The organism is Paenibacillus tyrphae, from assembly GCF_027925525.1.
Classification (GTDB): domain Bacteria; phylum Bacillota; class Bacilli; order Paenibacillales; family NBRC-103111; genus Paenibacillus_G; species Paenibacillus_G tyrfis_B.
In genome coordinates, this window is sequence record NZ_BSDJ01000013.1 from 44831 (window position 1) to 58436 (window position 13606).

Sequence of the window (13606 nt, forward strand, 5' to 3'; positions counted from 1 at the left end):
GTGAAAGAGAGCTTGCCAATCCAACGCGCCGGGGAGGGAGGTGAGACTGCATGGCTATGACGATCGGAATCGTATTGATCGCCGTCACTTGCTTGTTTGCTTTGTGGATTGTCCGGCTTGCCGGAAACAGCATTCGGACCTATGACGAAAGCGAGCATGAAAGCTTCCTCGGAAAATAAGCCGACCGGACCGGACCTTCCACTGTCATCCTGTTGTTATCCTTATGAAGGAGGCTGGGAACCATGAGCGAACATCTCCATCATCACGACAAGGACAAACAAGACTTGAACAAGTTCGGCTACGCGCAGGAGCTGCTGCGCAGCATGGGCGGTTTTTCCAACTTTGCGATTTCGTTCTCGATCATCTCCATCCTGACTGGCGCGGTATCTTTATACGGTCACGGCTTAACGTACGGCGGGCCGGGCATGATGGGCTTCGGCTGGCCGATCGTTGCGCTGTTCGTCATGTTCGTAGCTGCGGCTATGGCGGAGCTTGCTTCCGCAATTCCGACGGCCGGGGCGCTGTACCACTGGGCGGCCATCCTCAAAAACAAGCGCTGGGGCTGGTACACGGCGTGGATCAATCTGATCGGTCAGATCGGCATCGTTGCCGGGATCGACTACTCCGTCGCGCTCTTCGCCGATCCGCTGCTTGGCGGCGTGTTTGGCTACAACTCCAACAATACGACCGTCCTCATCGCCTTCACGGTCATTCTGCTTACCCACGGTATTCTCAATCACATCGGCATCCGCATCGTCGCCAAGCTCAATGATTTTTCCGCCTGGTACCACATTATCATCGTCGCAGTTCTTGTCGTCTCCCTGGCTTTTTTTACAAAAAACGGCTTGAACAGCGTCGATTATTTGTTCAAAGTAGGCGAGACGTTCTCCGACAAGCCTTACCTGTTCGCTTTTCTGATCGGGCTGCTGCAAGCGCAGTGGACGTTTACGGGCTACGATGCCTCCGCCCATACGATTGAAGAGACGATCAATCCCCGCGTCCGCGCGCCTTGGGGCATCTTCACCTCGGTTGCGTATTCGTTTGCCATCGGCTTCCTGATGCTCGCGTTCGTTACGCTCTCGATCAAGGACGCCGCCGCAGCCGCTGGCTCGGAGAACGCGTTTATTTATGTGATCAGCCAAGCATTAGGCGGCACATTCGGTTCCGTCGTGCTGTGGCTCGTTACCGCCGCGATGTGGTTTTGCGGCTTGTCCTCCATTACTTCGTTTTCCCGGATGATGTACGCCTTCTCGCGCGACAAAGGCATGCCGTTCAGCGGCCAATGGGCGCAAATCTCCAAAAAATTCCGCACGCCGGCCAAAGCGATCTGGCTTGCGATTATTCTTTCGTTCCTGCTGGCATTCGTCGATTATATCATCAAGACGGTCAACCCGGACGCGGCCTATACAACCATCGCGTTTCTGACAGCTGTCAGCGTCGTTGGCTTGTACGTGGCCTACGGCATCCCGATTTGGCTGAAGCTCCGGGCGAAGGCGCAGGGACGGTTTCAGGAAAAGCATCTCGGCCCTTGGAACCTCGGCAAATACAGCGATTTCGTGTCCGTGGTGGCCTTGATCTGGATCGTCTTCATCTGCATCGTCATGGTGATTCCGCCGAACGAAACGGCCGGCTATGCGCTCGCCGCCATGCTCCTCCTGCTCGTGATCATGGATGTGGCCTATTACAAAAATCATTTCCCCGGTCCGCTGGCTGCGCTGAATACGTCGATGGAAGACATTTTGCGGCGTGAACGGGAATTGGAGCAAGCGGGAAGCCCCGGCACCGGCTCAGGATTTTCGCACAAAGCTTGATATGACATAAAATGCAAAAAGCCTCATGACCGGCGATATCACCGGTATGAGGCTTTTGAGCTTGCGCGCACAGCTTTAACCTGCGTACTCTTCGTAGGACCAGTCCTTCGCATGTCTCAGCGTGATTTCGATAAACGCGGTCAGGGCCGGGGAGAGCCATTTATTTTTGTGATAAATCATTTGGGAGAAAACCTTTCTGAAGCTTCCTTCGAACGGAATGAGCCTGAGTTTATGGTCGCGCAGCTCTTCCATGACGGCCAGCAGGGGCAGGCAGGCGATGCCTAAGCCGCTGGCGACGCAGCGCTTCATCGCTTCGATGCTCCAGAGCTCCATAATGTGCGAGGGGGTAATGTGCCTGTCTCGCAAATACTCTTCAAACATCGTTCGGTAGCTGCAATCCCTCTCGTTGGCAATGAGGCATTCCTCCAGCGTCCGGTTGTGATAACGGCTGTCCAAGGTGGTGATCGGATGATCGGGACTTCCGATGATGACAATCGGCTCTTCTGCTAACGGATGCACGACCAGATCGCTCTCCTGAAGCTCCGGAACGATGAGAAAGGCGACATCCGCGTCCCCGCTCAGCAGCGCTCTTTTGTTGGCTCCGCACGTCGCGTTACTCAGCCTGATGCTGACGTGCGGAAATCGTTTTCGATACTCTCTTAAAACCGGCTCCAGGCGATAGACGGTCAGCGATTCCGGAGCGGCAATCCGCAGCTCACCTTTCAACTCTCCCGTTTCGTTAGCCATATTTTCGATTTTCTCATACGTTTTCAACATTTCCTGCGAATACTGCAAAAGGCGGCTGCCGGTTTCCGTCAAGCGGATTTTTCGTCCCAGCCGGTCAAATAAAGGGGCGCCCAAATGGGTTTCCAGCGCTTGAATGTGCGAGGTGACGGTGGATTGGGTGTATCCCAATTGCTCGGCCGCATGGGTGAAGCTGCCGCATTCGATAATTTTTTTGAACGTGATAAAATGACGTATTTCCATGATTACACCAGCCTTACGGTGAGGTCTGGTTCCATACTATCATAAAAATCAATGGATTGGTTCGATAATTTCAATTTTACCGATGCTGCGAATTGTCGTATCGTAATAATACCCTGCAAAGGGGTTAACGGTAGAACGCATTTTTGTTGACAAGGAGGGTGGATGATGATGAAAAGCGGATCGGGGCGATCCCAAATGTATTATGGGTGGATCGTCGTCCTAATCGTGTTCGTAACCTTGCTGATATCGGCGGGAATCCGCTCCGTGCCAAGCCTTTTTATGCTGCCTTTTCAAGAAGAGTTTGGCTGGAGCCGCTCCGATATATCGACAGTCGTAGCGACCAATATTCTCTTGTACGGCTTGATCGGACCTTTTGCGGCGGCATGGATGGAAAAGCTGGGGATTCGCCGGACGATGGCGATCTCGCTGCTGCTGCTGGCCGTGAGCCTGTCCTTGACCCCCTTCATGACTTCCTTGTGGCAGTTTGAGCTTGTATGGGGCATCGTGGCGGGCATCGGGACGGGTACCCTCGCCAACGTGCTTGGCGTAACGGTAGCCAACCGGTGGTTTGTCAAACGAAAAGGGCTCGTCGTGGGAATGCTTACTGCAAGCGCGGCTACGGGACAGCTGCTGTTCCTGCCTCTGCTTGCCAAAATAACGGAGGAGCTCGGCTGGCGGTATTCCGCTTATGCGGCAGTAGCCGCCCTCCTGATATTGCTGCCGGTTGTTGTCATCTGGATGCGGAATCATCCGTATGAGGTGGGCGCCGCGCCTTATGGCGAGGAACAATTGGTGAAGCCGAGTCCGTTTCGCGGAAACTTGTTTCTGGAGCCGCTAATCTCGCTTCGTTTGGCTTCTCGCAGCTTAACCTTTTGGCTGCTGGCGGGCACGTTCTTTTTCTGCGGTTTCACGACGAACGGCTTGATCGGGACGCACTTGATTCCCGCCTGCGGCGATTTCGATATCTCAATGGTGACCGGGGCCGGACTGCTCGCCCTGATGGGCGTTTTTGATCTGGTGGGCACCACGCTGTCGGGCTGGCTCTCCGACCGTTTCGACAACCGGTGGCTGCTGTTCTGGTATTATGCGCTCCGGGGGCTTTCGCTTATTTACCTGCCTCAGGCGCTGGGGCTAGGTCCGACGCATCTGCTTGTGTTCGCCGTGTTTTACGGCCTCGATTGGATCGCGACCGTCCCGCCGACCGTGAAGCTTACGACGGATGCTTTCGGCAAAGAGCGCGCGGGTATGATTTTCGGCTGGGTTGTGGTCGCCCACCAGATCGGCGCGTCGACGGCCGCCTATTCCGCGGGTGTTTTGCGCGATTGGCTGGGCAGCTATACGCTGCCGTTTATGTTGGCGGGTTTAACCTGTTTCATCGCGGCTTTCATGGCTGTGAGGATTCAAGCCGCCAGCCGGCGGAAAATCGCTGCGGCCGGCTGACGATGCAATAGGGTCATACGCAAACGTTGGGCAAACGAGGGTTTTATCAGGACGCCGGATGCGGGGAGCTGTTCATCGCATCCGCTCCTTTTTGATCGTTTCGATAGGGAATACAACGGATTATGAAATATTGTACAAAAGAGCAAAAATAAGTTCGGTTCAGAACAGCAAGCCTTGCTCAAGTTTGCCGACCATGCCTTCGATCCAGTGCAGCTCGGCTTCCAGACGCGCCGAGAAGAGTCGCAAATTTTCGCTTAAATAATGCGGAGAATTGGCAGGAAAAAGGTTGAAATCGGCGGTGGCTTTAAAGCTTTCGATATCAGCGCGGAGCAGGTTGATCCGGTGTCGGAAGGCGCCGAGCAGATGATCCTTCGAAATGCGGTTCATGAACATCAATGCGATGTGGAACGAATCGAACTCCGGCTTGTATTCCCATATGGCCTTATCCAGCAGCCGCCCGAATTCCTGTCTTCCCTTCTCGGTTACTTGGTAAGCGATTCGGGCAGGCCCTTTTTTATTTTCGATGATTTGCTCGGAGGAGGCCGTTTCCGCGAGCCCTTCGGAAGCCATTTTATTCAGCGCAAAATAGATGGACCCGTAAGCGATGTTCGCCCACTTGCCGGCATGCCAAATCTCCAGCTCCTTACGCACATCGTATCCATGAATCGGTTGACGTTTGAGCAGAACGCCCAAAATAAGCAGACGGGTTGACGACATGATCCGTGTCCCTCCCGAATGGATATGATCGGATTATACTTATTGATCATAAGGCAAAACAGTTGTTTTTGCAAAATTTTCCCAGAAGAAAATTAAGGGTGCCCCCTCAAGGAGCCTGGCGCTCATTCGGTGTGCGCTCGGAGGGGGGCAGCTTTTGTTTTGGGGAGCTTTATCGCTTGATGCCGTGCCGCTTCTCCAGATGCTCCGCATGGGTGCGCAAATACGAGTGCGGCCCGAAAAACTTGTCGTAATAGTCTAAATCGAGATGATGCGTCTGCAAATACATCAGCGAGTACACGGACGGCACCGTCGCCGGGAATTTGCCGAATGTGTCGTACATATACTGCGCGATATGTGCCACGGCGGCGCGCATGTCTTTGAAATGGGGCGGCGTGTCCGAGACGAATACGCCTTCGAACCCGGTCGGATTCGGCAGCGGCTCGTGCTCGGATTTGTAAGCGAGCGCTCCGTCCGGAATTTCCGCTTCCCGGAAAAAAACGCCGGGAACGGTGGCCGAACAGCGCTTCCACCAAGGGAAACTCGGCGATTTCCTTTAACCATTGCTCGTCGATTTCGATGTTGTCCAGCGACATGTTAATCCCTCCGCGGCAGATGAAATAAATGAGATCATAAAAAAGACATCAATGCACCAGGCGCCGAAGCGAAAAAGCTTCGAAGGGCATGGCACAATCATGTCTCTCCAGTGGACTGGTCGATGATTAATAATTTCGATGGAAATACTAGGAATATCAATCATATGTATCATAATCCGGGCTTGTTTTCGTTGTCAATGCCAAATTTGCTGTGAAAACCTTGTACGGCAAAGGCGGACAAGAAAGCAGCTACTTTTTCAGCGGCGGCGTTTTCCCGGCGTTGCAGGCGGTTAAAAGCTAATTTTATCGACAAAATCAAAGGCGATAGCACACACGAACAGCGTGGTCAGGAGGACGACGAACATCAAGTAAAGCGCCGTGCCGCGTCTCAAAGCGGGCAACGAAACACCGGAAGCCTGCGCGTAATGAGCGGCCGTTAAGCCGGACAATAGGCCCATAATGAGAAACCAAGGCTCGTAAGCCAGCAGATCCCATAAAGCCATGTCGTGCAGATCTATGTCGATCCAGTGATGCTCCGGCAGGTTAATGGCGATGATACCGGCTAGAAAAAGGGCTCTCGTGACGATTCCGGCCGCTCCGTGCGCAAGCAAGAAGGCCGTGCAAAGGAGCGTAGGGATTAAAATAATCGCTCGGTGGACCGGTTTCCCCGCAATCCACGGCACCCATGCCGGAACGGTCCGTCCCCATGGCTTGACGAGCCCAACCAGTATAAATCCGCATATCATGATCGATACGCCCGCAAGATAGCTTGCCATATAAAACCCCAGCTCCGGGTTTCTGGGTTGCCCCGACATGCCTATAGCTCCTCCGGCCGCTTGATAGAATCGGACGAACACCGCATAGATGAGCGCCCAGACGCAGCCGGCGTAAGCAGGCCAAACGGCTCTCTTGGTGAAGCGTTCGAAAGCGTTCCATTTTGGGGCTCTAGCCATGTTATTTATGGTGGTTTTCTGCATGGTGAAATGCTCCTTTCTTGTTCGGCCAGGGCATGTGATAGGGAATTCCGACCGGCACGGCGAATCTCAGATCTTTTGATCGATGGCGACGTCTTGATGATACACCGGAGAATTCGGTTTGTGACGCGTCTGCAGATCTGTTTGCCCGCAGGTCCGGAGGTCCGTTTGCGAACAGGAACATGGGAGGAGCGCTCGCGGTGTTCGGTCACGGTGCATTACCGGAAGCGGGTGCGCTTGGGGAGACGGAATTCGTCTGCGGCTGCCTGGGAGACCGGGAGGAGTGGCAGCATCCGGACGACGTCGGGCGGGAGCTGCCGCGATTGAGATCGGGTAACTTTGCAAAAAAACTTGAGTCTGCGCCCGTTTCCCAGTATATTGGGGATATCCATATTTTCACGGGGGTAGAACATGAGTCGAAACGACGAACTTACCGGGTATGGCCGCCATCATCTCCAGATGGAATCGTACGGAGCGGCCGCCTTTTGCTTTTATCGGGCTATAAAAGAAAACGAATTCAACGGAAACGCGTGGAACGGACTCATTCTCTCGCTGAGTTTGATGCGCCGGGAGGAAGAGATCCGCACGACACTCGCCCGCTTCGCTTTGCAGCCGGGACTGGATTTCGACCGCGACCTGCTGACCTTCGTCTTCATGATGTGGCAGCAAAATCCGTGCGCTTTGGCCGAATGGCTGCGCCGGATCGTGCAATTCAACGGCATCCCCGAAAAGGACCAGCTGGCGTTCACAGAAATTGCGGAGGACGCGGAGCGAGCCTATGAGGATCTTGTCGCGAAGTACGGCGCGGAATCGCTGCACAGCCGCGGCATGCTGACGCTGGAAGAGTACGCGGCGCGTCCAATTCAATTGGACTGGCTGCTGGAAGCGCCGGTCGATACGATTTACGAGCAACTGCAGTGGTGGCTCGAGGACAAGGACTCGGCGCTCTCGGCGGTGCGCCTGCTCTGCATGCTGCCCGACACGCGAAGCGAAAAGCTGCTGCGCCGCGTCTGCCGGAACGTCGCCATCGAGCCGAAGGTGCGGACGCACGCGCTGCTGGCGCTCCGCTGGCTTGGCGTCCGCGGCAATGCGAAGCTGTACAAGTTCAACGAATCGTTCGTCGTCGACTTGGACAACCCGAAGCCGGAGCTGACCATTTCCGTTCCGGCCGTTTACAAGCCCGCGCTGGACCGCGTGAAGCTGTGGGCGGCCAAGGAAAAGGGGCTCGTGACGCCGGAGGTGTACGAGCAGTACGCTTCGACGGACGAGGTCCAACTGCCGTCCGAGATTGTCGAGAAGCTGGATGAGGCGGAGGTTCCGCCGCTTCTGCAGGAAGTGTCGCATGCGCTCATTCGCGCCGCTCATGACGAATATTACCCGCTTGTGCCGACGATCAGCGGCACGCGCCAATGGAGCGCCGCGTTGCTCATGCTGATGAAGGATTATGCCGTCGGCATCGGGGAAGAGTGGCCGTACGGCGAGCCGGAGCAGGACGAAACGGCGAAGCAGCACCGCAACTGGCTGCTGAGCGCGAGCCCGGATTTTTATCCGAGCATCGAGGAAGTGCGCAAGTTGAAAGAAAGCTGATCTGCGCGGCGCTGTCCGCGTAGGGTCGAATAAATCATGAAAAATGCCGGTTTTCTCCGTTCAATCAGGAGAGGCCGGCATTTTTGCGTTGTTCAAATTTGGGTTGCGTTTTTTTGCGCCAAAGGGCGTTCGCACATGACCCCGGCACTTGTGCTACATAGCATAGATAGGAATACGTTCCTTTCTGAAAGGGGGGCATCGCTTGCGAATTTTATTTTTGGAAAATCATCCGATGTGGGTTCACGGTTTGCCTAACGGGTTTCGGCAGCTAGGCCATCAGGTCAAAACTTATTTCCCGGACGCGAACACGAAACGGGCAATCGACCTCTTCCGCCCCCATCTTGTCATCGTCATGGGATGGACGCCGGCCAATGATACGGCTGAAAAGCAGCTGCGGATTTCAAAGGCTGTCCGGAAGTCCGGAGTTCCCCTCGTTTATTGGGCGACGGAAGACCCCGGGTATCACCGGAAGTTTTCCAGACCTTTGGTTCGGCGGATTAAGCCCGATTTTGTCTTTACCATTCATCGGCCTACGCTGAAAGAATACCGAAAAATGCGCATTCCGGCTGCCCATCTGGATTTCGGTTACGATCCCGGCATCCATAAGCGAGTTGCTGCCATCAAGAAATACCGAAGTACCGCGGCTCTCGTGGCCAACGGCTATATACAGCTTTACCGGCAAAAACCGGGCCATTTCCGGTTCAAGTCTCTCCGCACGCTGGTCAACCCGTTTTTGGCGAACGGCCTTGACGTTGCATTGTACGGACGCTATTGGAACAAGATGCGAGGCTTTTTCCGAACGCGCCTCCCCCAAGAATCGATTCGCGGATGTATCCCTTATCCGAAAGCGAACAAGGTATATAGCTCGGTCAAGTTTGTCATTTGTCCGCAAAATGCGGGGGACCGCCTCACCCAACGCACTTATGAAATTCTGGCTTCGGGAGGGCTTATCGTTACAAACGACACGCCCGAAATACGCCGATGGTTTCGCCCCGGTCGCGATCTTCTCGTCACTTCTTCCGAGAAGATGACGCGAAGCCTGATCCGGAAATATGCCCGGCAGCCCGGGGCCTGCGAGCGCATACGCCGCAACGCGGTGCGTGCTGCCGCTCCGCACGCCTACGTGCATCGTGCGCAGTATATTTTGCGCGTGTTGAGGAAACGCGGGATTCTACAGCGCGGCCGGGGCGGGACCGGGCTGCGGAATGGACGCGGGGCCGGCCCGCAAGAAGGTTGGATACGGTAAGCAGCCGGTAGCCTCTTGCACGTAAGCGGTCGATAATTTTCGGCAAGGCCTTCGCCGTTTGGCTGGCGGAATCGCTCGCATGCATCAGGACGATGTCTCCCGGTCCCACGGCGTTCAGCACCCGCCGTACGATGGCATTCACTCCCGGCTTCTTCCAATCCAGCGAATCCACGCTCCAATGAACCGTCAGGTACCCGAGCCTTCGCAGCTTTCTTACGACGCGGTCATTCAGATCGCCGTTGGGCGGCCGGAACAGAACGGGCTTCACCCCGGTTGCCTTCCGGATGACGCCCTCCGCCTTTTTCACCTGCCGGTGAATCCACCGGTTCCCATGCCCGGTATAGTTGACATGCAGGTCTCCATGGGAACCGATCTCATAGCCTCTGGAGCGGATGGTGTGGGCAAGGCGGGGGTGGCGGGCCGCCCATGGAGCGGAAAGGAAAAAGGTAGCCTGAGCCACTTTCTTTTTCCGTAAGATACCGAGCACAGGACCCGGTACTTTGCTGCCCCATCCGATATCGAACGTCAAGGCAACCCGTTTTTGCTTGGTTTCGATGTTATAAATCGCTTGGTCGCGGTTTTTCACGGAATCCCTCCTTATACCAATACTATATTCCACGCGGGGGACAGCCTGACCGTGCGTCTGTCATGATGGATGTCAACGAAAGGAGCCCGAGTATGAGAATTCTCTTTTTCGAGAACGGAACGATCTGGTCCAGAGGTCTGCCGGATGGACTGCGCGATCTGGGGCATACCGTACGGATGTCCGGACCGCTGACGAAGCGCCGCATTCCCGCCATCCTGGCTTCCTTCCGTCCGAATCTGATCGTCAATGTCGGATGGGGGCCGGACCATACCAAAAAGAAACAAATATGGATGCGAAAATACGCCAAGGCCGCTCGGATCCCGCTCGTTTATTGGTCTACGGAAGATCCTCATTTTACGAAGACGTTCACTCTTCCGCTCATCCGGAGAATGCGGCCCGACTACGTCTTTACGATTTCCGCCAAAACGGCCCGGAAATTCCGCAAGCTGGGAATCGCCGCCGCTCATCTGGATTTCGGGTTTCATCCCAGCCTTCATCGCCGGGTGAGGCCTTCGAAAAAATATGCGTGCGATATTGCGGTCGTGGCTAACGCCTATCCGTCGGTTCTGCAGAAGGCCCCGGGGCATTTTCGCCGGGAGGCGATCCGGATGCTCCTCCGCCCCTTGTTGCAGCACGGATTCCGCGTCGATTTTTACGGACGGGATTGGGATAAAATGAAGCGCTATCTGGGGCGGCGCATTCCGCGTCAGTGGATTCACGGCTATTTGCCGTACAAGGACGCAAGCAAGGTATACAGCTCGGCAAAAATCGTCCTCGGTCTGCAAAATTACCGGGACATGGTCACCCAGCGCACCTACGAAATTGCGGGCTCGAGAGCATTTTTGCTTACCTGCGATACGCCGGGGGTCCGAAAGCTGCTGAAGCCGGGATACGAGGTTGCCGTGACTTCTTCACCGGCGCAAACCGTCCGGGCAGTACGCCGTTACTTGAAGGATGCCGCGGGACGGGAGCGTATCCGGCGGCAGGGCCGAAAGGCGATTGCGAAGCATAGCTATACGCACCGGGCGAGGTTGTTGTTAAGTGTGCTGCGGCGGCGCGGCATTATCGGAAACCGCTGATCCTGTTTTCTCATTAAAGGGGGGAGCAATAGATGGAAAAAAAGTGGGAGAAGCAGGGTCGCTTTTCTTACGTTTGACGACGGGCCGTTCCGCAATACCGGCGTTATTCTTGACCTGCTCCGCCAACATCAGGTGAAGGCGACCTTTTTTGTCGTCGGCAATCGGGCGAGGTACGCTATCCGGTTGTACAGGAGAATGGTACGGGAAGGCCACGCGATCGGCAATCATTCCTTTTCGCACGATTACCGCTTGATTTACCGTTCGGTAGACGATTATGTAAGAGATTTCCGCCGGCTGGAATCGTTTCTGGTGCGCGTTACGGGGAAGAGACCGGCGGCTATTCTTCGTTTTCCCGGAGGAACCAATAACCGGGTAAGCCGGAAATATGGAGGCAGGAGGCTGATGCCTCTTCTGGTGAAGAGGATGCGAGAGGCAGGCTACCGGCATTTTGACTGGAACGTCGATTCGGACGGAGCTTAAAGCGGAACGGCTTTACATTCGGTACCCTATCGAAGGCATTGTTTCGCTGCCAATTCCGACCATAAGAGGTGAGCAGACTATGCGCGTATTATTTTTGGAAAGCCATCCGATGTGGATTCACGGTCTCCCGAACGGCTTCCGTGACGTGGGACATCAGGTGAAAATATCCGGTCCCTTGACCCCAAGGAGCCTTCAAACGCAGATTGCCCGTTTCCGGCCTCATCTCATTGTCTCCCTCGGATGGACCCCTGAGCACAGGCAGCACAACCGGAAGTGGATTCGAAAATATGTCGGGAGATCGGGAATTCCGCATGTATATTGGGCGACAGAGGACCCGACCCATACGGAATATTTTACCCTTCCGTATATCCGGGCCGTGAAGCCGGATTTTGTGTTTACCATTTGCCGTTCCCGAGTGAAGGATTACCGGAGGATGGGCATCCGGTCCGCACACTTGGATTTCGGTTATCATCCCAAGGTGCACAGACCCGTCAAAGCCCGCAGCAAATACCGGTGCAGCATCGCCGTTGTCGCCAACGCGTATCCCCGGAATCTGGTCAAGTATCCGAAGCATTACCGCAAGCAATCGCTCCGCAAATTAATCAGCCCTCTTGTCCGGCAGAAGATTCGCATCGATTTTTGGGGGAGAAAGTGGGGAGAAATGAAGCGGTTTCTCGGCACCCACATCCCCAAAAGCTGGATTCACGGTTACTTGCCCTATCCCAAAGCAAACCAAGTATACAGCTCGGCAAAAATTAATATCGGATTGCAAAACAAGCTCACCCAGGTGACGCAGCGCACGTATGAAATTCTCGGTTCGGGTGGCTTTCTTCTCACTAGCGATACGCCGGAGATCAGACGATTGTTTAAGCCCGGCGAACATCTGGCCGTCTCCTCCTCGCCTCAGCAAACGATGAGGCTGGTCCGCTACTATTTAAATCATCCCGAACAGCGCGATCGGATCCGCAAAGCCGGACTGCGGGCCGTGAAGAAGCATTCCTACAAGCAGCGAGCCTTGCAAATGATCCGCGAGCTGAGAAGGCAAGGCATTTTAAAGCGCGCTTGAAAACGGCGCCGCATTTATTCGGGCTTTCACAAGGGCTCGCCCAGATCCACCTCCATCAAATCCCGGCCCACCGTAATCGGTCCGCCATAAATCTCGCTCATGCCCCGGATGTAGGCCGCTTCCGCTTCCGGCGTTTTGGCCGGAGCCGGAATATGGTGGGTGAGCAGCAGATGCTTGACGTTCGCCTGACGGGCGATTTCGGCCGCTTGCAGCGTCGTCGTATGGTATTTCGCCGGATTGCCGAGGCCTGTGGCCTGCTCCGGGTACATGGCAATCAGGGCGTCTAGCCATTCCTTGTTGTAAGCCTCGTGAACGAGCAGGTCGGCTCCTTCGGCGTAATGAACCATATTGTCTACCGGAAGTGTATCTCCCGAGATGACGGCCGCTTGCCCGTTGTATTCGAATTTGTAGGCGACGGCCGGGTATACCGGACGATGGTCGACCTCAAAGGCCGTAATCCGGATGCCGTCCCGATCGTATACGACGCCTTCGTTGCATTCGTGATACTCGATTCGCGAGCCGCCCGAGGCGGATTTGTTGTAATTGATTCGCAGATCGACGTCGAAGGCGAACGACGCCTCCATTTTACCGATAATGTCCCGGGTCGTTTCCGGGCCGTACACCTGCATCGGCACCGTGCGATTCTCGTAGACGGCGCCCGGGACGACGTGCGTTCTCCAACTGCTGATGAACACGTCGAAAAAGCCGGAGTTGTGATCGCTGTGGTGATGCGTAAAAAGCACGTCCGAAATACGCTGGGGCATGATCCCGGCCAGAAGCAGCTGGCCGACGGTTCCCGCTCCGCAATCGACGAGAAATACTTTGCTGCCGGCGAGCACGGCCACCCCCGGTTTGGCGACCCCGTAAACCGCCCGCGGCGATCCGGTCCCGAGTAAAATGACTTTTAAATGCTCGTGAAAATCGGGCACGAGTTTTTCCTGCCCTTGAATGTGCCTGGCGAGGTCTGTCAATCGAAAAAGCCCCTTCCTGTGTGTAAAATGCAAGCTTGTATCGTGGTCTGAATCCATTATAGAACAAGA

General features: G+C 55.3%; 14 protein-coding genes and 1 pseudogene. 9 read left to right on the top strand and 6 right to left on the bottom strand.

Annotated features, from left to right (window positions below; all coding sequences use genetic code 11):
* Nucleotides 1-50: 50 nt before the first annotated feature.
* Nucleotides 51-179: a hypothetical protein gene (locus tag QMG93_RS17495; protein ID WP_010499887.1), complete on the top strand. Its 129-nt coding sequence runs from the start codon at nt 51-53 to the stop codon at nt 177-179.
* Nucleotides 180-242: 63 nt separating this feature from the next.
* Nucleotides 243-1811, top strand: coding sequence for an amino acid permease (locus tag QMG93_RS17500; protein ID WP_281938632.1), 1569 nt, complete (start codon nt 243-245; stop codon nt 1809-1811).
* 75 nt (nt 1812-1886) lie between these two features.
* Here the strand turns inward: QMG93_RS17500 and QMG93_RS17505 are convergent, their stop codons facing one another.
* Nucleotides 1887-2798: a LysR family transcriptional regulator gene (locus tag QMG93_RS17505; protein WP_281938633.1), complete on the bottom strand. Its 912-nt coding sequence runs from the start codon at nt 2796-2798 to the stop codon at nt 1887-1889.
* A gap of 168 nt (nt 2799-2966) precedes the next feature.
* Here QMG93_RS17505 and QMG93_RS17510 point away from each other — a divergent pair, with 168 nt between their 5' ends.
* Nucleotides 2967-4238 carry an MFS transporter gene (locus QMG93_RS17510; protein WP_413789305.1) on the top strand — a complete coding sequence of 424 codons (1272 nt, stop codon included), beginning with the start codon at nt 2967-2969 and terminating at the stop codon, nt 4236-4238.
* Between the two features lie 159 nt (nt 4239-4397).
* Here QMG93_RS17510 and QMG93_RS17515 read toward each other — a convergent pair whose 3' ends face one another.
* The 3 genes from QMG93_RS17515 to QMG93_RS17525 all read right to left on the bottom strand — a co-directional run bounded on the left by QMG93_RS17515 (nt 4398) and on the right by QMG93_RS17525 (nt 6525).
* Nucleotides 4398-4955 carry a PadR family transcriptional regulator gene (locus tag QMG93_RS17515; RefSeq protein ID WP_281938634.1) on the bottom strand — a complete coding sequence of 186 codons (558 nt, stop codon included), beginning with the start codon at nt 4953-4955 and terminating at the stop codon, nt 4398-4400.
* Between the two features lie 169 nt (nt 4956-5124).
* Nucleotides 5125-5316: a hypothetical protein gene (locus tag QMG93_RS17520; protein ID WP_281938635.1), complete on the bottom strand. Its 192-nt coding sequence runs from the start codon at nt 5314-5316 to the stop codon at nt 5125-5127.
* A 522-nt stretch (nt 5317-5838) separates the two neighbouring features.
* On the bottom strand, nt 5839-6525 hold the full coding sequence (locus tag QMG93_RS17525) for a DUF3995 domain-containing protein (protein ID WP_281938636.1): 687 nt from the start codon (nt 6523-6525) through the stop codon (nt 5839-5841).
* A 120-nt stretch (nt 6526-6645) separates the two neighbouring features.
* Here QMG93_RS17525 and QMG93_RS17530 point away from each other — a divergent pair, with 120 nt between their 5' ends.
* The 3 genes from QMG93_RS17530 to QMG93_RS35395 all read left to right on the top strand — a co-directional run bounded on the left by QMG93_RS17530 (nt 6646) and on the right by QMG93_RS35395 (nt 9355).
* Nucleotides 6646-6849 carry a hypothetical protein gene (locus tag QMG93_RS17530; RefSeq protein WP_281938637.1) on the top strand — a complete coding sequence of 68 codons (204 nt, stop codon included), beginning with the start codon at nt 6646-6648 and terminating at the stop codon, nt 6847-6849.
* 84 nt (nt 6850-6933) lie between these two features.
* The gene (locus QMG93_RS17535; RefSeq protein ID WP_281938638.1) at nt 6934-8109 is read left to right on the top strand and encodes a HEAT repeat domain-containing protein; all 1176 of its coding nucleotides are present in this window, start codon (nt 6934-6936) and stop codon (nt 8107-8109) included.
* Nucleotides 8110-8890: 781 nt separating this feature from the next.
* Nucleotides 8891-9355 (top strand): glycosyltransferase, encoded by a 465-nt coding sequence (locus tag QMG93_RS35395; protein ID WP_413789306.1) that lies wholly within the window; start codon nt 8891-8893, stop codon nt 9353-9355.
* A gap of 199 nt (nt 9356-9554) precedes the next feature.
* Here the strand turns inward: QMG93_RS35395 and QMG93_RS35400 are convergent.
* A pseudogene (locus tag QMG93_RS35400) lies at nt 9555-9974 on the bottom strand (polysaccharide deacetylase family protein); the annotation flags it as partial.
* Nucleotides 9975-10033: 59 nt separating this feature from the next.
* Here QMG93_RS35400 and QMG93_RS17545 point away from each other — a divergent pair.
* The 3 genes from QMG93_RS17545 to QMG93_RS17555 all read left to right on the top strand — a co-directional run bounded on the left by QMG93_RS17545 (nt 10034) and on the right by QMG93_RS17555 (nt 12566).
* Nucleotides 10034-11020, top strand: a complete 987-nt coding sequence (locus QMG93_RS17545; protein ID WP_281938640.1) for a glycosyltransferase — start codon at nt 10034-10036, stop codon at nt 11018-11020.
* A 12-nt stretch (nt 11021-11032) separates the two neighbouring features.
* Nucleotides 11033-11500, top strand: coding sequence for a polysaccharide deacetylase family protein (locus QMG93_RS17550; RefSeq protein WP_281938835.1), 468 nt, complete (start codon nt 11033-11035; stop codon nt 11498-11500).
* Nucleotides 11501-11579: 79 nt separating this feature from the next.
* Entirely contained in the window at nt 11580-12566 is a 987-nt protein-coding gene (locus tag QMG93_RS17555; RefSeq protein WP_281938641.1) for a glycosyltransferase, read from the top strand.
* 26 nt (nt 12567-12592) lie between these two features.
* On the opposite strand, the gene QMG93_RS17560 is transcribed toward QMG93_RS17555, so the two are convergent.
* A complete protein-coding gene (locus QMG93_RS17560) occupies nt 12593-13537 on the bottom strand; it encodes an MBL fold metallo-hydrolase (protein WP_281938642.1) in 945 nt (314 codons plus the stop codon).
* Nucleotides 13538-13606: the final 69 nt, after the last annotated feature.

Excerpts from the sequence above, each read along its gene's own strand:
- QMG93_RS17545 (WP_281938640.1), top strand. The coding sequence starts at position 10,034 with ATGAGAATTCTCTTTTTCGAGAACGGAACGATCTGGTCCAGAGGTCTG.
- QMG93_RS17500 (WP_281938632.1), top strand. The coding sequence starts at position 243 with ATGAGCGAACATCTCCATCATCACGACAAGGACAAACAAGACTTGAAC.
- QMG93_RS17525 (WP_281938636.1), bottom strand. The coding sequence starts at position 6,525 with ATGCAGAAAACCACCATAAATAACATGGCTAGAGCCCCAAAATGGAAC.
- QMG93_RS17515 (WP_281938634.1), bottom strand. The coding sequence starts at position 4,955 with ATGTCGTCAACCCGTCTGCTTATTTTGGGCGTTCTGCTCAAACGTCAA.
- QMG93_RS17535 (WP_281938638.1), top strand. The coding sequence starts at position 6,934 with ATGAGTCGAAACGACGAACTTACCGGGTATGGCCGCCATCATCTCCAG.
- QMG93_RS17555 (WP_281938641.1), top strand. The coding sequence starts at position 11,580 with ATGCGCGTATTATTTTTGGAAAGCCATCCGATGTGGATTCACGGTCTC.
- QMG93_RS17495 (WP_010499887.1), top strand. The coding sequence starts at position 51 with ATGGCTATGACGATCGGAATCGTATTGATCGCCGTCACTTGCTTGTTT.
- QMG93_RS17510 (WP_413789305.1), top strand. The coding sequence starts at position 2,967 with ATGAAAAGCGGATCGGGGCGATCCCAAATGTATTATGGGTGGATCGTC.
- QMG93_RS17505 (WP_281938633.1), bottom strand. The coding sequence starts at position 2,798 with ATGGAAATACGTCATTTTATCACGTTCAAAAAAATTATCGAATGCGGC.
- QMG93_RS35395 (WP_413789306.1), top strand. The coding sequence starts at position 8,891 with ATGCGAGGCTTTTTCCGAACGCGCCTCCCCCAAGAATCGATTCGCGGA.